At 59.7% G+C, this 16,047-nt stretch carries 17 protein-coding genes; 6 read left to right on the forward strand and 11 right to left on the reverse strand.

What is annotated here, in order from left to right; all coding sequences use genetic code 11:
- Positions 1-98: 98 nt before the first annotated feature.
- The 3 genes from QMX91_RS12395 to QMX91_RS12405 form a co-directional block, all read right to left on the reverse strand.
- The gene (locus QMX91_RS12395; protein ID WP_282412773.1) at positions 99-1,274 is read right to left on the reverse strand and encodes a GAF domain-containing sensor histidine kinase; all 1,176 of its coding nucleotides are present in this window, start codon (positions 1,272-1,274) and stop codon (positions 99-101) included.
- 161 nt (positions 1,275-1,435) lie between these two features.
- Positions 1,436-1,741 carry a PepSY domain-containing protein gene (locus QMX91_RS12400; RefSeq protein WP_007917758.1) on the reverse strand — a complete coding sequence of 102 codons (306 nt, stop codon included), beginning with the start codon at positions 1,739-1,741 and terminating at the stop codon, positions 1,436-1,438.
- 138 nt (positions 1,742-1,879) lie between these two features.
- On the reverse strand, positions 1,880-3,004 hold the full coding sequence (locus QMX91_RS12405) for a glycerophosphodiester phosphodiesterase (RefSeq protein ID WP_282412774.1): 1,125 nt from the start codon (positions 3,002-3,004) through the stop codon (positions 1,880-1,882).
- 222 nt (positions 3,005-3,226) lie between these two features.
- On the opposite strand from QMX91_RS12405, the gene QMX91_RS12410 reads away from it, so the two are divergent.
- Positions 3,227-3,553, forward strand: a complete 327-nt coding sequence (locus QMX91_RS12410; RefSeq protein WP_223008262.1) for a DUF2025 family protein — start codon at positions 3,227-3,229, stop codon at positions 3,551-3,553.
- Positions 3,554-3,757: 204 nt separating this feature from the next.
- Here the strand turns inward: QMX91_RS12410 and QMX91_RS12415 are convergent, their stop codons facing one another.
- Both QMX91_RS12415 and QMX91_RS12420 read right to left on the reverse strand, forming a co-directional pair.
- A complete protein-coding gene (locus tag QMX91_RS12415; protein WP_027612609.1) occupies positions 3,758-4,072 on the reverse strand; it encodes an antibiotic biosynthesis monooxygenase in 315 nt (104 codons plus the stop codon).
- Positions 4,069-4,770 (reverse strand): CTP synthase, encoded by a 702-nt coding sequence (locus tag QMX91_RS12420; protein WP_282412775.1) that lies wholly within the window; start codon positions 4,768-4,770, stop codon positions 4,069-4,071. Before QMX91_RS12420 ends, QMX91_RS12415 begins: the two co-directional genes overlap by 4 nt.
- A gap of 51 nt (positions 4,771-4,821) precedes the next feature.
- Here QMX91_RS12420 and QMX91_RS12425 point away from each other — a divergent pair, with 51 nt between their 5' ends.
- On the forward strand, positions 4,822-5,763 hold the full coding sequence (locus QMX91_RS12425; protein WP_282412790.1) for a LysR family transcriptional regulator: 942 nt from the start codon (positions 4,822-4,824) through the stop codon (positions 5,761-5,763).
- On the opposite strand, the gene QMX91_RS12430 is transcribed toward QMX91_RS12425, so the two are convergent.
- The 4 genes from QMX91_RS12430 to QMX91_RS12445 all read right to left on the reverse strand — a co-directional run bounded on the left by QMX91_RS12430 (position 5,764) and on the right by QMX91_RS12445 (position 9,817).
- Entirely contained in the window at positions 5,764-6,297 is a 534-nt protein-coding gene (locus QMX91_RS12430; RefSeq protein ID WP_282412776.1) for a DUF1003 domain-containing protein, read from the reverse strand.
- Between the two features lie 186 nt (positions 6,298-6,483).
- Positions 6,484-7,803 carry a PAS domain-containing methyl-accepting chemotaxis protein gene (locus tag QMX91_RS12435; protein WP_282412777.1) on the reverse strand — a complete coding sequence of 440 codons (1,320 nt, stop codon included), beginning with the start codon at positions 7,801-7,803 and terminating at the stop codon, positions 6,484-6,486.
- Positions 7,804-8,002: 199 nt separating this feature from the next.
- A complete protein-coding gene (locus tag QMX91_RS12440; RefSeq protein ID WP_135296947.1) occupies positions 8,003-9,052 on the reverse strand; it encodes a diguanylate cyclase in 1,050 nt (349 codons plus the stop codon).
- Positions 9,053-9,208: 156 nt separating this feature from the next.
- Complete coding sequence (locus QMX91_RS12445) at positions 9,209-9,817, reverse strand: TetR/AcrR family transcriptional regulator (protein ID WP_282412778.1); 609 nt, start codon at positions 9,815-9,817, stop codon at positions 9,209-9,211.
- 215 nt (positions 9,818-10,032) lie between these two features.
- On the opposite strand from QMX91_RS12445, the gene QMX91_RS12450 reads away from it, so the two are divergent.
- Entirely contained in the window at positions 10,033-11,109 is a 1,077-nt protein-coding gene (locus QMX91_RS12450; RefSeq protein ID WP_282412779.1) for an MBL fold metallo-hydrolase, read from the forward strand.
- A 112-nt stretch (positions 11,110-11,221) separates the two neighbouring features.
- Positions 11,222-12,739, forward strand: coding sequence for an amidase family protein (locus tag QMX91_RS12455; protein WP_282412780.1), 1,518 nt, complete (start codon positions 11,222-11,224; stop codon positions 12,737-12,739).
- 9 nt (positions 12,740-12,748) lie between these two features.
- Here the strand turns inward: QMX91_RS12455 and QMX91_RS12460 are convergent, their stop codons facing one another.
- Together QMX91_RS12460 and QMX91_RS12465 are read right to left on the reverse strand one after the other, a co-directional pair.
- Positions 12,749-13,057 carry a hypothetical protein gene (locus QMX91_RS12460; protein WP_027612618.1) on the reverse strand — a complete coding sequence of 103 codons (309 nt, stop codon included), beginning with the start codon at positions 13,055-13,057 and terminating at the stop codon, positions 12,749-12,751.
- A gap of 93 nt (positions 13,058-13,150) precedes the next feature.
- Positions 13,151-13,918 carry a helix-turn-helix transcriptional regulator gene (locus QMX91_RS12465; protein ID WP_282412781.1) on the reverse strand — a complete coding sequence of 256 codons (768 nt, stop codon included), beginning with the start codon at positions 13,916-13,918 and terminating at the stop codon, positions 13,151-13,153.
- 112 nt (positions 13,919-14,030) lie between these two features.
- Here QMX91_RS12465 and QMX91_RS12470 point away from each other — a divergent pair, with 112 nt between their 5' ends.
- The gene (locus QMX91_RS12470; RefSeq protein ID WP_282412782.1) at positions 14,031-14,846 is read left to right on the forward strand and encodes a sulfite exporter TauE/SafE family protein; all 816 of its coding nucleotides are present in this window, start codon (positions 14,031-14,033) and stop codon (positions 14,844-14,846) included.
- A 63-nt stretch (positions 14,847-14,909) separates the two neighbouring features.
- A complete protein-coding gene (locus tag QMX91_RS12475) occupies positions 14,910-16,046 on the forward strand; it encodes a hypothetical protein (RefSeq protein ID WP_282412783.1) in 1,137 nt (378 codons plus the stop codon).
- Position 16,047: the final 1 nt, after the last annotated feature.

Consider the following 16,047-nt stretch of genomic DNA (forward strand, 5'->3'; position numbering starts at 1 on the left):
GGCTTGCTCGCGAATGCGGTGTAGCAGTCACCGAAAATGTCGACTGATACGACGCCTTCGCGAGCAAGCCCGCTCCCACAGGGGATTTGTGGTGTGTCTCAGATTGTGGGCAGGCTGAAGGTGAACAGCGTGCCGCTCTGTGCGGTGGACGCCACATGCAAATGCCCGCCATGGGACTGGGCGATCTGGCTGGCGATATACAGCCCCAGACCGAGCCCGGCCTGGGGCGCGCTGCCGGTCGGGCGCGAGTAAGGCTGGAACAGGTGCGGCAGGATCGCCTCGGGAATATGCCCCTGATTCTTTACCGCCAGCATTAACGCGCCGTGCTCGAGCTGCGCGATGACCTCAATGTCGCCCTCCGGGTCGCCATGGGCCACGGCATTGGCCAACAGGTTCGACAGCAGTTGAGCAATTCTCGCGCGGTCACAGGGCAAGCCCTGCAAGTCGCCGATGGACGCACGAATCGTGCGCTGCGGATGCACGTTGCGAATCTCCGTCACCACTTGTTGCACGGCTTCGGTCAAATCCGCGCAGGGCTGGATATCCACCGGAATGCCTTTGCCCAACCGTCCGCGTGCAAAGTCGAGCACGTCATCCACCAACCGCGTCGCCCTTTGCGCACTGCCAAGGATATTGCGTAACCGCACCTCGATGGCCGGATCCGGATGCTTGCGCAGAAGCATTTCGGCGCCAGCGCTGATGGCGAACAACGGGTTGCGCAAGTCGTGGCCGAGAACGGCGATGAACTGTTCGCGCAACTCGGCGGTTTCGCGCTCCTGCAACAACGCGGTTTCGGTGCGCTGCGCGTTTTCCTCGGCTTCGATCTGCAACGCGAGCATCCGTGCGAACGACTCCATGGTGCTCTGGATGCTGCTCGACTTGAGTTGTGCCGGGTTCGGATCGAGGGCGCAGATGGTGCCGAAAAACCGTCCGTCAGTGCGGAACACCGGCACCGAGATATAGCTCTCGAATTTGTACAGGCGCGGGGTGTGATGATCGCGGTAGAGCGGGTCTTCGCTGGCCTTGTCGATCACCACCGAGGTGTGCGCAGCACGGATTTCGTGGCACAGCGTGGTGACCACATCCAGCTCGCCACCAACCTGCAGGCCGAAATCCAGCTGATCGAGGACGGCGCAGGCTGTCCACGAATCTTCGGTAACCCGCGCTACGGCGGCAAAGCGCAGGCCGGTCAGTTCGCGGATCACCTGAAGGATCGCCGGAACCGCGCTGATCCGTCCGATTGTCGCGATGTCTGCTGCCGCTGTCTGCCCCATGCCCATCGCTCTCGGCTGCAATCGTTTATCTGATGCTCGCCATACTAGCGGTCTGATGGCGGTTTTGGCATCCCTTCAGGCTGCATCCGCGTGATTCGCCGGGCAACGGACGCAAAAAAGCCGCACGATCGCTGATCGTGCGGCTTTGCTTTGGCGGTGTATCAGGTGTCTTGCTTGTTGCTCAGCACTTTGCCGGTGGTGGCATCGAAATCGACGTCGAACTCTTTGCCGTCGGCGGTTTTCAGCTCGACTTCGTACTCGTAACCGTTGAAGTGGTTATCCAGATCGGTGTCGGTGATGGTCGCACCCGGGTGCAGTTTCAGCGCTTCGGCGTTCATCGACTCCAGCGACTTGATCTTGCCGGATTTGACCAACTCAGGGATCTGGTCGACACGCACATCGGCTTGGGCCAGGCCAGCAGTCAGGGTCAGGGCTGCGGCGGTAAACAGGGCAGTCAAAGTTTTCATCGGGTCATTCCTTGGGTTGTTCGTTGAAGTGGGCTCAGGTTAACCACCGCAACTTAACTCACCCTTAAAACCCCACATCGCGTGCAGCGCTCTTGTAGGAGTGAGCCTGCTCGCGATGCGGACAACCCGGTCTGCTGATCAGAACCCGTTGTTCTTCAACACCTGATCAACACTGGCACTGGCCGGGCGCTTGTAGAACTTCAACAGTTCGCTGGCGCGGTTGGTGAAGATGCCATCAACGCCGGCCGCCATGACTTTCTCGAAATCCACCGGCTCATCGACGGTGTAGACGTGCACCAGCATGCCCTGATCGTGGGTGTACTGGTTCATCCACGGTTGCACCAGATCCGAATAGCTCTGGTCGCCGCCCTTGGTCAGCTTGGCCGAAGGGCCGGTGCCGATGGCGCCGTGAGCCTTGGCGAAATCCACCCATTGCTTGAATTCGGCTTCGGATTTCGGCTCCTGCTTGCCGTAGAACACGTTCTTGTCCTTCTCGCCGGACTCGGCAAAGGTCACCTTCGATTTCGGCTCGATGCTGCCTTCGCCGACCCACAGCAGCAGGATTTTCGGCACTTGCGGCATTTCCTTTTGCAGCAGTTCGAGGCTGTTCTTCTCGAAAGTCTGCAGGATCACCTTGCCTTTGCCCTGGCCGACGGCCAACTCGCTTTTCGCCAGTTTCGAACCGGCCGGGCTCAGCCAGCCGCGATCTTGCAGCTTCTCTTTGAGGTCATGCTCGATGCCCGGAAACAGCTGCGGCTCCTTGGTTTCAATGTAAAGACCCGGCTTGTGTTTCGGGTTGGCCTGGGCGATGTCGATGATTTCATCGAGGGTGAGGATTTTCAGCCCGGCGTAGGACGGACGCGCGCGATCCGGGTAAGCCTTGTTGTACCAGCTGCCGGCGTCGAGGGTTTTCAGTTCGGCCATGGTGAAGGCGGTGGCCGGGCTGTCTTTACGCTCCGGGAATTTGGTCGCGACGTCGGTGGTGCGTTGCAGGTTGTTGTCGTGCAGGGCGAACAGCACGCCGTCCTTGCTGCGCTGCAAATCCATTTCCAGGTAGTCGGCACCGAGGTCGCGGGCCAGTTTGTAGGAGGCGGCGGTGGACTCCGGTGCATCAAAGGACGCGCCACGGTGAGCGATCACGGCTGGATGCGGGATGCCATGGGCGGCGGCAAGCGCGTTGACGTCAGTCTGGGCGGCGTGGGCCTGGCCGAGACCGAGCATCAGGCTCAGCATGAGGGCGCTTTTGGTGAAAGTGGCGGGCATGTTCGAGTTCCTTTCGCAGGGCATTTTCAAAGACGTACCTTTTAACAACTGAATCGATTGGGTGCTATCGCCAGACCGACATAAACGTATTAAAAGCGATTTTTCCTGCACTTTTGTGGCGCGGTTTGCAGTACGCTTGCCCTCGGCAGACGCCCCGGCAGAGGGCGCGCCGATTTCGTTGCCCTGCGTGTAAACCATCGATGATTTTTCGTGAGGTTTACCATGCGCATCACTTCCCAACTCATCTGTCAGGCCGCCGATGACCTCAAAGGTTTCGTCGGTCTCAACCGCAAGACCGGCCAGTACATCGTGCGTTTCAGCGAAGATTCGTTCGGCATGGACGTCGCCGATGACGGCATCATTCCTGTGAATGAATTCGTCTGGGCGCCGGCCTCTGAGACGACCATGACCTTGAAGCGAGAGCTGATTCAGTTGTTGCTGGACCAGAACATCGATGACCGGATCAACATCAGTGAGCCGTTGCGGGTGTACATGAGCAAGGTTGAGGTGCCGGAGATTGTGGCGGTGCGCAGTCTGGTGCAGGGTTGAAGTTTTTGTATTGACGGTACTGGCCTCTTCGCGGGCAAGCCACGCTCCCACAGGTTTTGAGTTGTTCTGAAGATCACGCTGTACCTGTGGGAGCTGGCTTGCCAGCGATGAGGTCGGTGAGAACACCACCCAATTCAAAGCCCAAACGCGGTACCTGTGGGAGCGAGCTTGCTCGCGAAGAGGCCAGTCAGCGCGCCGTCAAAGTCACTGCCCAAATCGATACTCGCGCTCCACCCGACACACCCGGGTCTGAAACTTCGAATACCACTGCGCCCGGCCGCGCGCCTGGATCACCCGGTGCTCGGGATGCTCGCGCCAGGCCAGAATCGCCGCTTCGCTCTGCCAGTAGGAAATGGTGATCCCGACCCCGTCTTCCCCACGAATCGAATCAATGCCGAGAAACCCCGGTTGCTGGCTGACCAGTTCCATCATCCGTTCCGACGCCGCCGCATAACCGTTGTCACCCTCGGTGCGGGTCGAGGTGAAAATCACCGCGAAGCAAGGCTCGTTCGGCTTCATGGACGTCGCTCCGTACACGCTTCGACAAACGCCCGCACCAGTGGCGGAACCAGGCCCTTGACCGCGGCACGTTCCGGCTGGAACAGCGTGGCGACAAAAAACACATGGTCAGTCAATTCGATTGCGCGCAAGTCGCCCGCCGAATCTTGCCCCACGGCGCGTAGCCGATGGGTCAACAACTCTCGTTCGAACTGCGGATTCACCCCGAAGCGGCAGCGATAGCCTTCAAGAATTTCGGACGTTTCGTACGCCTTGGCGATCAACGAACCGGCGACCAGATGAATGCTGTCCACCGCCTCCACCAACGAACAGGTCAGCGGTGTGAGCACGGCTCGCGGTGAATCCGGCGATGTTTCGCCATGCTCGGCATCGGCCCAGCCCAGCACATTGCGGGAAAACTCCAGCAGCGCATGCTGAAAACCACCGCAGGTGCCGAGGAAAGGGCGCTGTTGTTCGCGGGCAAAACGGATGGCCCTGAGTGCACCGGCCTCACTTTTGTAGGGGCTGGCCGGGACGCACCAGAAGCCGTCAAAGTGATCCAGCGCAGTGTCGGCGTGGATCTGCTCGGTGGGCAGCCATTCGAATTGCACATCGCGGCCGCTCTGCTCGGCGATCATGCCGAGGGCAACGGGGATCGCCTGGTGGGCGGTGACTTGCGGATCGTGATCGCCGATCAGGGCGATGGAAATGGCGTCCATGGGATTTCCTTGATTTGAGTGAGTGATGAACCTCTGGGGGAGGGTGTGCAGTTGTCGATCACCGGGGCTCACTATAGATTGGCGTTCACGCACTCAATATTGGCGTTTCCCCAAGTGATCAATGCAGCGACGCACTATCGACTCGATTACCCGGATCTGGCGCTGATCCTTGCGTTGGTGCGCGGCGGCTCTCTGGCCCGGGCGTCGCAGCTGCTCAGGGTAGACGTGTCGACGGTGTTTCGCGCCGTACGTCGTCTGGAGTCAGCGCTGGGTCAGCAATTGTTCGAAAAGAGCCGCGCCGGTTACCTGCCAACCACCCTCGCGCAGACTCTGGCCGAGCAAGCCGAACGCGCCGAGCAGGCACTGGAAGCGGCGCGGATCGGTGTCGAGCAGGGCGGCGAAGTGGTCAGCGGCACGGTGCGCCTGACCTGCACCGACTCGGTGCTGCAAGGCCTGCTGTTGCCGGCGCTGGCGCAGTTCATGCCGAACTATCCGGCGTTGACTCTCGAGCTGAGCACCTCCAACGATTTCGCCAACCTCAACCGCCGCGATGCCGACATCGCCCTGCGCCTGACGCGTACACCGCCGGAGCACCTGGTCGGACGGCAACTGGCGAAGATTTCCTACCGGGTCTGCGCCAGTGCGCGTTATCTGCAAAACGTCGATGCGACGGATCTGGCGGCGCTGACCTGGATCGCCCCGGACGAGTTTCTGCCGGATCACCCGACCGTCGCCTGGCGCCGTCAGCAGTTGCCCGGCGTGACCCCGGCTTATCGCTGCAACAGCATGCTGTCGGTGACTGAACTGGTGCGCGGCGGACTCGGGGTGGCGGCGTTGCCGGACTTTCTCATTACCGAAGGTTTACAGGCTCTCAGCGAACCGTTGCACGGCTACGACACCGCGCTGTGGCTGCTGACCCGCCCGGACTGCCGGGCGTTGCGCTCGGTGGTCACGCTGTTCGATGAACTGGGGCAGGCGCTGCGGTTGCCGTGATCAGCGTTGCGGGTTCTGGCAGATGTGCGCATGCAGTTCGCGGGTCAGGCCTTCGATGCGTTCGGTCAGGCTCTTGGTCATTTCGGTGAGGCGGGTGTTCTGCTCCAGCAGTTCGAGCAGTTGCGCGGTGGTCTGCGCGGCCTGCGCCTGGCGCTCACTGTTGGCCACCGCCAGCGCTTCACGATGTTGTGCGTCGGCGTCCGATTGCGCCTTGTCCCGCGCGGCTTGCCGGGTTTGTGCCAGCAGGATCAACGGCGCGGCGTAGGCGGCTTGCAGGCTGAACGCCAGGTTGAGCAGGATGAACGGATAGACGTCGAACTGCGTCACGCCCAACACGTTGAGGCCGATCCACACCGCGACGATCACGGTTTGCGCACCGAGGAACAGCGGCGTGCCGAAGAATCGCGCGAAGGCCTCAGCGCGCAAGGCGAACGTGTCGTTGCCGAAGGTGGTGTTGAGGTGGGCGTGGGGGCGGTGGAAGCGCAAGTGGTCGACGGGGGCGGGCGCGGGGACGTCGGTTTTTTCTGTGGTCATGATGGGCTCGGCAGGACTTGGGACTGAAGGTCACTATAGTCCTGCATCGAGGCTTATGGCCCTTTCGCGAGCAGGCTCGCTCCTACAGGGATTGAGTCGATCACTTAACTTGTGATCAACCCAGAACCTGTGGGAGCGAGCTTGCTCGCGAAAGCCGCGACGCGGTCCAACGGCCCGACATATCGATCAGCCCGGCGCCCGCTCATTGGCAAACATGCTCACCGCCTGCACCGCTTCACTGGCGCCATCGCGGATCTGCAGAATCACGCTGCCGGCCTGATCCGCCAGTTCAACGCCTTGCGCCGCCCGCCCTCGGGTGCCTTCCATGCTCTTGATCGCCTGACGGGTTTCGCTCTGGATCAGGTTGATCATGTTGGAGATCTCCGCCGTCGAGCCGCTGGTACGCGCCGCCAGTTGCCGCACTTCGTCCGCTACTACCGCGAACCCGCGACCCTGATCACCGGCACGCGCCGCTTCAATCGCCGCGTTGAGCGCCAGCAGATTGGTCTGGTCGGCAATCGCACGGATGGTGTTGACGATCGCCGTGATCTGCTCCGAGCGTTCGCCAAGTTGCGCGATCAGCGTTGATGACTGCGCGATATCGTCAGCGATTTCGCGCATCTCACTGGCCGCCTGCTGGATCACCTGAGTGCCTTGCTCGGCGACTTTCCGGGTTTCCACCGAGATGTGATAAGCAGCGCTGGCGCTGCGCGCATCGTGCTCGTGCTGCTCGACGCGGGCGGTGACGTCCGTGGCGAATTTCACCACTTTGCACAACCGCCCGGCAGCGTCGTATACCGGGTTGTAGTTGGCCTCCAGCCACACACTCTGGCCGCGCTTGTCGACACGTTCGAACTGGCCTTGGAACAACTCACCCTGATTCAACCGCCGCCAGAAATCCTCGTAGGCGCTGCTGTTGACCAGCTCCGCCCGGCAGAACAAGCGGTGATGTTTACCCTTGAGTTCAGCGAGCGTGTAACCCATGCGCGTCAGAAAATTCTGGTTGGCGGTGAGAATGCCGCCGTTGAGGTCGAATTCGATCACCGTCATTGCCCGGTCGATCGCCTGCAGCTTGGCATTGGCCTCGCTTTCCTGCTGAACCTTGGTCGTCACGTCCATGGCGAACTTGACCACTTTGACCACGCGCCCCGACGCATCCTTGATCGGGTTGTAGTTGGCTTCCAGCCAGACCGGCTGGCCCTGGCTGTTGATCCGCTCGAAGGTACCGGACTGGAACTGGCCGTTTTTCAGGCGCGACCACAGTTCGGTGTATTGCGCGCTGCGGCCAAACTCCGCGGTGCAGAACAAACGATGCGGCTGGCCGATCACCTGTTCGGCGCGGTAACCCATGGTTTTGAGGAAGTTGTCATTGGCCTTTAACACTACGCCTTCAAGGTCGAACTCGATCACCGCCATGGAGCGATTGATCGCTTCAAGCAGGCCGTTCTGTTCGGTGATGGTGTGTTGAAGGTCGTTGAGTTCGGACTGGTGGCGTTTGAAAAACATAGGGGCAGTACCTGGAAGTAGGGAAAGACGAGGTTTGTGTCCCTGTTTCCGCGCTGGCAGAGCAAATGCTGGATGAGCATTTGCCATTGACTGCAAAGTGCCAGCATCCAGGCTGACGAGCCGATCTTATACAAACTGCTTTGAGTTGTACAAGAAATTGCGAATCAGTTTTTTCAAGGCTGAGGGCGCGGGCGTCTTCTTAGCCCGGACTGCTCAGCGCCACGCTGATGGTGTTGCGCCCCGTGTGTTTGGCGGTGTACAGCGCTTTGTCGGCGTCATCCAGCCAGGCAACCGCGTCGCTGTACGACGGCTGAAACCGGGCCAGACCGATACTCAGGCTGACGCGTAGCTCTGGCACATCCGGGTGCCGATATTGATCCATCGCCTGACGCAATCGTTCCATTTGCGCCTCGGCTTTATTGAGCGGCTGGTCGGGCAGGATCAGGCAAAACTCGTCGCCGCCATAACGACCGGCTCGTTCACCTTCGGCCAGCAGCCCTTTGAGTGCCTGGCTCAACTCGCGCAGCACGGCGTCGCCGACGATGTGCCCATAGTTGTCGTTGATGGTCTTGAAATGATCGATGTCGATCAGCGCCAGAATGTCCTGGGTGTTGTTATCTCGGCACCGGGTGAAACGCGTATGGAGCAGATCCTTCCAGGCGCCGTGATTGAGCAGCCCGGTGAGGCTGTCGGTGCGGCTCAGGTCTCTGAGTGCACGTTTGTGTTGTGCAAGTTTGATCGCCAGTTGGTAACTGACCATGCCCAGGGCCAAGGGGTACAAGGTCAGCATCGGCAGGCAGGCCCAAACCTCGATTTGCGTCATCGTCAGGCTGAACTTGAAGCCGAACAGTAAACAGCCCAGCAGTACGCCGGCCACTTGGGCCAGGGCACCGAGCAGGAACAGACGTCGTCCACCGGCGGCGACATTGTTCATGGTCATCATCGACAGGATGGTCACGGTGGTCAGCGGATTGAACTGAAAGCACGCGGTCCAGAAGCCCCCGCACAACGAGTCGTACAACAGGTTGCGGCGTTCGGCATGGTAGGGGAAGGTCGAGCGGGTCGAAATCTGGTAGGCCAGATGCGGCCAGATAAAACCGTTAAACACCAGCAGCGCCCAGAGCCAGTTCGGCATGTGCAACGGATACAGCGCGGCCGCGACGCTGAAAAAGCCGACACCCAGACCGATGATCCTGGGCAGATAAATGCGTCTGGCGAATGACAAGCCTTTGCCGCGTTGATTTTCCATGATGTCCTGCGCCAGATTCATCCTGAAATACTTTGAAGTGTTTTTTCAGGTTGACCGTTCGTCGGTCAATTGTCGGACATTGTCATTTATTCCAACGGGAATAATCAGTGTCCTTCCGAGCCATTTAATCGTAGCGGGGCGCAGGAGAGGGCCGGTTTAGAGCTGGTATCTGGCCAGAAACATCTCCATGGCCGACTCGGCCACGGCTTTTTGCGTGTCTGCATCCAGCGGCGGCAGGCCCATGGAAATCTGCGGCCAGAAACCGAACGACTTCAACAGCCCTTGCACCTGCTGCGCGGCGAATTCTGCGTTCACGGTTTTCAGCCGACCATCCGCCAGCGCAGCGCGAATCCACACCGTCAGGCCTTCTTCGCGCTCGCCCATGCGCGCCACCATGTCCTGCGCGCGCTCCGGGGAATGGATGGTGGCGGCAATCGCCACCCGTGCCAGCCCGAGAAAGTTGTCATCGGCCATCATCTGCAGTTTAGCCAGCAACATGGGCAGCAGTTGCTCGCGCAGCGGCTGATCCGCGCGATAGGCCACGGTTTGCTCGTCGGTAATCCGTGCCCAGAGTTGGTTGAGAATTTCGGCGAACAGCTCTTCCTTGCTGGGAAAGTGGTTGTACACCGTGCGCTTCGACACCCCGGCGGTGGCCGCGATTTTGTCCATGCTGGTGACCTCGAACCCGTTGGCACGGAATTCGGCAATTGCCGCCTGGATGATGGCTTCGCGTTTGCGGTCGGTGAGGCGTTGTGGAACTGTCATAAGTACGCTTCGGCAGAGAAGGGGTGGAATTACACTTGGCAGTTTACTTGTCATCACGTTTCATGCAACCTAGAAACTACACCGCCCAGTGTAATGTTGCGTTAATCCGCGCAACCTAAAAACAGACAGTTCGGCTGATGCGTGCGTGCCTTGGCCATTTATCGTCCCACCGTGAAAAACCGTGAATTGCGCGGTTTTTCTGGAGTCTCTCAGTCATGGCCAATCCAGATTTTTCTGCGGATCAAACTTCCACGCCTGAAGCCTCTCGCCAGGATCAAGGGCTGTTCCGTAACCATGCGCCGGTGCAACGCGAAGGTGGGCGCAAGATGCTGCGGATCATGTGGAACATGATTTTCAACAAGCCCCGCAATACCCGTCCCGCCGCCGCGATCCCGGTGCAACCGCTGACCCGTGAAGACCTGCTGGCAGCACCGAATCACAGCGTTTACCGCCTCGGCCACTCGACCCTGCTGCTGAAAATGCGCGACAAATTCTGGATCACTGACCCGGTCTTCGCCGAGCGTGCCTCGCCCGTGCAATGGGCCGGCCCGAAACGTTTTCACCAGCCGCCGATCAGCATCGACCAGTTGCCGCCGATCGAAGCGGTGATCCTGTCGCACAACCATTACGACCACCTCGATTACCAGGCGGTGCTGAAACTGGCAGCCAAAACCAACTATTTCCTGACCCCGCTTGGCGTCGGCGACACCCTGATCAAATGGGGCATCGACGCCAGTAAAGTTCGCCAGTACGACTGGTGGCAGGGCACCGAAATCGCCGGCATCCGCTTCGTTGCCACTCCCTCGCAGCACTTCTCCGGACGCGGCTTGTTCGACAGCAACAGCACCCTGTGGGCATCGTGGGTGATGATCGACGGCGACACGCGAATCTTTTTCAGTGGCGACAGCGGCTATTTCGACGGCTTCAAACGCATCGGCGAACAGTACGGCCCGTTCGATCTGACCCTGATGGAAACCGGCGCCTACAACGTCGAATGGCCACACGTGCACATGCAACCCGAAGAAACCCTGCAAGCGCACCTCGACCTCAAGGGCCGCTGGCTGTTTCCGATCCACAACGGCACCTTCGACCTGGCAATGCACGCCTGGCATGAACCGTTTGACCGGATTCTGGCGCTGGCCTGGGAGCGTAGTGTTTCGATTACCACGCCGCGAATGGGCGAGGCGTTTAATTTGATGCAGCCGCAGCGGGGGCACACGTGGTGGCTGAATATGGAGCAGGATGTGTCGGAAAACGCCCCAATTGCTGGTAGCGGCTACAAGTCGGGATGACTTTTCCTACTGTCGGTAGTCCAGCTGGCTGACAGCTCTTTCCTATGTCCTCGGTAGGCTTGGTCGCGAGTGAATGAATCACTCGTGATTAGCCTAAACAAGGACGATAGACATGACGCATTTCTTCAAACGTCGCGTGAATACGCTGACGAAATCCATATTGGTCGCACTGGCAGCGACAGGTGTCGCTGCCACCGCCCATTCGGCCACTGATCTTCATTACGCCAGCGTCAGTGAACTCAGCAAAATGATGGCCGACAATGAGCTCACTGCTGTTGAACTGGTTGAACACTTCCACCAGCGAATTGCCGAGCTGGACAAGCAAGGCCCTGCTATCCACGCCATCGTCGAACTGAATTCACAAGCCATCGAAATAGCTACCGAGCTGGATAATGAGCGTAACGAGGGACAGTCGCGTGGCCCGTTGCATGGTATTCCGGTACTGCTCAAAGACAATTTTGATACCGCCGACAGCCTGCAAACCAGCGCCGGCTCCTTGGCCATGGTCGGCCAGCCGGCAGCCAACGATGCTTTTGTGGTTAAACAGCTGCGGGATGCCGGCGCGATTATTCTGGGTAAAGCCAACATGAGTGAATGGGCTTATGTGCGGGAAATGGGTTTGCCCCATGGTTGGAGCGGACGTGGTGGGCAAGGGAAAAACCCACATGCACTGAGCGAGGAAATCTGCGGTTCCAGTTCTGGATCGGCCGCTGCCGTGGCTGCCGGTTTCGCGCCGATCTCCTTGGGCACGGAAACCAACGGTTCGATCACTTGCCCGGCATCGGCCAATGGCGTAATCGGCGTCAAACCCACCCTGGGTCTGTTCAGTCGCACCGGGGTGGTGCCAATCACCCGTCTGCAAGACACCCCAGGCACTTTGACACGTACTGTCCGTGACGCGGCGATGATGTTCAACGTGTTGCAAGGCACGGATGCGGAAGACTCCGCGACATCGATCGCCCCGACAGGAATCGACTACACAGCGCTGCTGGCAAACGATGCCCTGCAAGGCAAGCGTATCGGTTATCCCGCCGCTTACGAGGGAACGGGCGGCGTGGTCCTGACTCCCGGAGTGGAGTTTCAGAAGGCAATGATCACACTCGAGAAACAAGGTGCGACGCTCGTGCCAGTGACCGTTCGTTTACCTGATATCGATAATTTCGTACCCGGTCTGATGGGCGCGATGAAATACGAATTGCCTGAATATCTCGTCAGCCGTTCCGGTCTGCCGATCCAGTCGTTGCAGGACCTGATCGACTTCAATCAGCTCAATCCCGGCAAGGAGGGCTATGGGCAGGCCACGCTCGAAGCGATGAATGCGCTGGACATGACTCACGAACAGGCCAGCGGATTGATCTTGAGCATCAGCAAAAACTTCAAGGACGCCATTGACGAGCAACTGCGCGAACACAACCTCGACGCAATGGTTGCCGAAGCGGATGGTTACTCGCAATTTTCTGCCGCAGTGGCTGGTTATCCGGCGGTAACCCTGCCATCGGGCATGAGCGCTAACGGTATACCCACGTCCGTGTTCTTTTTCGGCAAAGCATGGAGCGAGCCGCAATTGTTCGCCATGGCCTACAGCTATGAACAAGCCTCGGCCGAGCTGCGGCACCCTGCGTTCAAGTAATCATTCCACCTAAGCAAAATCCCCACGCTCTGCAACGTTCTGCTGCATGGCCTGGGGATTCAATTTGCGACCCGGCGCAAACCCGGGAAAGAACACCAACCCCTGTGCCTCAAACCGATAAGCCAACGCCAGCCGCGTCGCATCCGCCACGTCCTGCTGCGCTTCAAACCGCTGGATATCATCCACCGCAACCTCCGCCTCGCGCGACAGTTGTTCCACGCTCCAGCCCAGCATCGCTCGGGCCTGGACGCAGTGCGTCGGGGTGAACTGGAAAAGGGCAATGCGTTCGAGGATGTGGTTCATCGCAAGAGAGGCCATGGTGTGCTCCGGGCTCAAGAGTGCTGATTGAAAATGTACTGTGTTTTTGTACAGTTGTTTTCGGCCGGGATCAAACGCATTTTTTGATTTGCCCTAGTTCGCCGCCTCCAACCAGACGGACGGTGCCTGTCCGAGGATGCGCCGGAACATCGTCGAGAACGCCGCCGGGCTCTCATAACCGAAGTCCAGGGCGATCCGCGTCACCGCTTCACCGGCCGCCAGCCGCGCCAGCGCCAGCACCACGCAGGCCTGTTGCCGCCATTGGCTGAAGCTCAACCCGGTCTGCTGCCGAAACAGTCTGTTGAAGGTGCGCAAGCTTATGTGCAACTGCTCGGCCCAGTGTTGCGGCGACTGATGAGCGTTGGGTTGATGCAGAAAGGTCTGACACAAAGCCAGGAGCTTTCCGTCAGTCGGCAACGGAATGTGCAAGGGCAGGGGCGCACTCCGCGCCAGTTCATGCAGCAACAGCTCGATCAACACACCGTCTCGACCGTCGAGGTCATAGGTCAGCGGTGCCTCCACAGCCTCCATCAGCAAGTGCCGCATCAACGCCGAAACGCTGATCACCTGGCAGCGCTGGCCCAAGTCCACCGCCCCCGGCTCGATGTACAGACTGCGCGTACTCACGCCGAGCATCAGCACCTCATGCGCCACTCCCGGCGGAATCCACACCGCCCGTTGCGGCGGCACTACCCAGTTGCCGTCATGAGTACGAACCTGCATCACCCCAGTCGCGCCGTACAGCAATTGCGCCCGCCGATGCATATGAAATGGCAACAGATGGCCGTGGGAATAATCCGTACCGATCGCCACCACCGGGCGCGGCGTGTCATCCAACTGACTGATCGAAATATTGCGCATCGAGGGCGTCCCGGTGATTGGCGTAAACGCAAACATTATTGGCTGAGTTGCTGAAGCAGGCCAAGCTGCGTCGCTCTATCGTCGACCGCTCGCCACCACCGGAAGACGCGCCATGTTCTACCTACTGCTGACTCTCTTCGGCTGCCTGACCGGCGTCACCGCCGTCCTGTTCGGCTTCGGCGGCGGCTTCGTCGTCGTGCCGTTGCTCTATCGCATGCTCAGCGCCAGCCACGGCGCCGACAACCCCATCGGCCAATCGGCCATGCACATCGCCATCGCCACCTCGACCTGCGTGATGATCGTCAACGCCTTGATCGCCACCGACAAACACCGCCGCGCCGGGAACCTGATCCGCCAATACCTGTGGCCGCTCGGCGGCTTCATCGCCCTCGGCGCGATCATCGGCGCGATCGCCGCGGTGTGGGTCAGCGGCGAGGTCATTCGCTACGCCTTCATTGCCTACCTCGGCGTGACCATCATCGACTGCCTATTGAGGCGCGGCTTCCTCACCCGCAGCGAAGGCGTCATTCCACGCCGTTTGGATCGCAAGGAAATATCCGCCGGCGGTGTAGGCATCGGCGCCATCGCCACGTTTCTCGGCGTAGGAGGAAGCGTTATGACTGTGCCGCTCCTGCGCCGCTGCGGACTGAGCATGTCCCAGGCCACGTCCATGGCCAATCCGCTGAGCGTGCCGGTGGCAGTGGCCGGGACGCTGACCTACATGGCACTGGCCGGATTCAGCGCGACGGATCTGGGCGCGTGGTTTGTCGGGTATGTGGATTTGCTGGCGTTTGTGGTGCTGACACTGGGCTCGTTGGTCGGGATTCGAATGGCCACGCCGTGGATCGGGCGGATACCGGACCGGGTGCATGCGTGGGTGTACATCGCACTGCTGATCGTCGTCATGCTGGGCATGCTGCTCAAGTAGAGCCTCGATTCCTGCGCGCATCCTCTGCATACTCCGCAGCCTCATTCATTCAGGGATCGATCCATGCTCAAGGGACTGCTGCGCCTGGCGCCATACGCTGCGGCGCTGTTCACACTGATTTCCACTGCCCATGCCGAAGATGGCCGGCGCGTGTTCACCGGTACGCTGGGCAAGATGCCGATTGTGCTGGAGCTCAACACCACGCAGCAGGACGAAGTCACCGGTCGCTACTTCTATGAGAAGTATCACCGCGACCTGGAACTCAGCGGCTCGCTGCAGGGCAGCACGTTGAACCTAATTGAAGGCAACAACCGCTATGGCGACGACAAACCGCTGCCAACCCTGAAGCTGAAAACCACCGCCAACGGTTGGCAGGGCGAATGGCAAAACCCCAAGGGCAAGAAGCTGCCGGTGCAACTGACCGAAGCCCAACTTCCCGCGCCGAGCGCAACTACGCTGCCCTTTATTGCCACTTTGCCGAAGAGCGATCCCTACGAGTATTTGCGCTTGCAGGGACTCAAACTCAAACCGGAGAAGAAAGAAAACTTCATGGGCTACGACCTGCAATGGTGGACGGAGCCTGAGTCGAAGATTTCGCTGTTCAGTGTCGAGTCTGGCTATACGAAAGAAGAGCAGCAGCGGATTAATAACCACCTGCTCGGACGGCTCTGGACTGAAGTCATCGACTATCACCGCTGCATGATGGATGGCGGGGAATACGCCGAGTTCGATCAAGGAGCTGCCCCGGAGTTTCTCTCGCCCGACGTGGTCAGCCTGGACATCTCCACTGGTTACAGCTGCGGCGGCGCCCACCCGGACTTCGGTAGTTCGCCGATCAACCTGGACGTCCACACCGGCGAATTGTTGAAACTAAAAGATGTGCTGTGGATCGGTGAACCGAATAGCGCAGCCACCGAATACGATCAGATGAAAGTCATGGCGCCGTGGCTGGTCAAACAGTTCACCACGCTGTACCCCGAAGAAATGAAGAAGCCTGCCGAAGACGACGGCAGTTGCGATTACACCGATGAAAGTGTCTGGGGTTATTCCAACTGGCACTTCACGCCGAAGGGGATTTACCTGGGTGCTTACTTCGCCCGTTACCAACGTAATTGCGATAACCCCGACTGGTCGGTGCTGCCTTACTCGCTGGTCAACCAGCACCGTGGCGAAGCCAAACTGCAATTGCCCAAAGGCTGAC

The organism is Pseudomonas sp. PS01299 (assembly GCF_029960145.1).
Classification (GTDB): domain Bacteria; phylum Pseudomonadota; class Gammaproteobacteria; order Pseudomonadales; family Pseudomonadaceae; genus Aquipseudomonas; species Aquipseudomonas putida_A.

Excerpts from the sequence above, each read along its gene's own strand:
- QMX91_RS12395 (WP_282412773.1), bottom strand. The coding sequence starts at position 1,274 with ATGGGGCAGACAGCGGCAGCAGACATCGCGACAATCGGACGGATCAGC.
- QMX91_RS12400 (WP_007917758.1), bottom strand. The coding sequence starts at position 1,741 with ATGAAAACTTTGACTGCCCTGTTTACCGCCGCAGCCCTGACCCTGACT.
- QMX91_RS12405 (WP_282412774.1), bottom strand. The coding sequence starts at position 3,004 with ATGCCCGCCACTTTCACCAAAAGCGCCCTCATGCTGAGCCTGATGCTC.
- QMX91_RS12410 (WP_223008262.1), top strand. The coding sequence starts at position 3,227 with ATGCGCATCACTTCCCAACTCATCTGTCAGGCCGCCGATGACCTCAAA.
- QMX91_RS12415 (WP_027612609.1), bottom strand. The coding sequence starts at position 4,072 with ATGAAGCCGAACGAGCCTTGCTTCGCGGTGATTTTCACCTCGACCCGC.
- QMX91_RS12420 (WP_282412775.1), bottom strand. The coding sequence starts at position 4,770 with ATGGACGCCATTTCCATCGCCCTGATCGGCGATCACGATCCGCAAGTC.
- QMX91_RS12430 (WP_282412776.1), bottom strand. The coding sequence starts at position 6,297 with ATGACCACAGAAAAAACCGACGTCCCCGCGCCCGCCCCCGTCGACCAC.
- QMX91_RS12435 (WP_282412777.1), bottom strand. The coding sequence starts at position 7,803 with ATGTTTTTCAAACGCCACCAGTCCGAACTCAACGACCTTCAACACACC.
- QMX91_RS12440 (WP_135296947.1), bottom strand. The coding sequence starts at position 9,052 with ATGGAAAATCAACGCGGCAAAGGCTTGTCATTCGCCAGACGCATTTAT.
- QMX91_RS12445 (WP_282412778.1), bottom strand. The coding sequence starts at position 9,817 with ATGACAGTTCCACAACGCCTCACCGACCGCAAACGCGAAGCCATCATC.
- QMX91_RS12450 (WP_282412779.1), top strand. The coding sequence starts at position 10,033 with ATGGCCAATCCAGATTTTTCTGCGGATCAAACTTCCACGCCTGAAGCC.
- QMX91_RS12455 (WP_282412780.1), top strand. The coding sequence starts at position 11,222 with ATGACGCATTTCTTCAAACGTCGCGTGAATACGCTGACGAAATCCATA.
- QMX91_RS12460 (WP_027612618.1), bottom strand. The coding sequence starts at position 13,057 with ATGGCCTCTCTTGCGATGAACCACATCCTCGAACGCATTGCCCTTTTC.
- QMX91_RS12465 (WP_282412781.1), bottom strand. The coding sequence starts at position 13,918 with ATGCGCAATATTTCGATCAGTCAGTTGGATGACACGCCGCGCCCGGTG.
- QMX91_RS12470 (WP_282412782.1), top strand. The coding sequence starts at position 14,031 with ATGTTCTACCTACTGCTGACTCTCTTCGGCTGCCTGACCGGCGTCACC.
- QMX91_RS12475 (WP_282412783.1), top strand. The coding sequence starts at position 14,910 with ATGCTCAAGGGACTGCTGCGCCTGGCGCCATACGCTGCGGCGCTGTTC.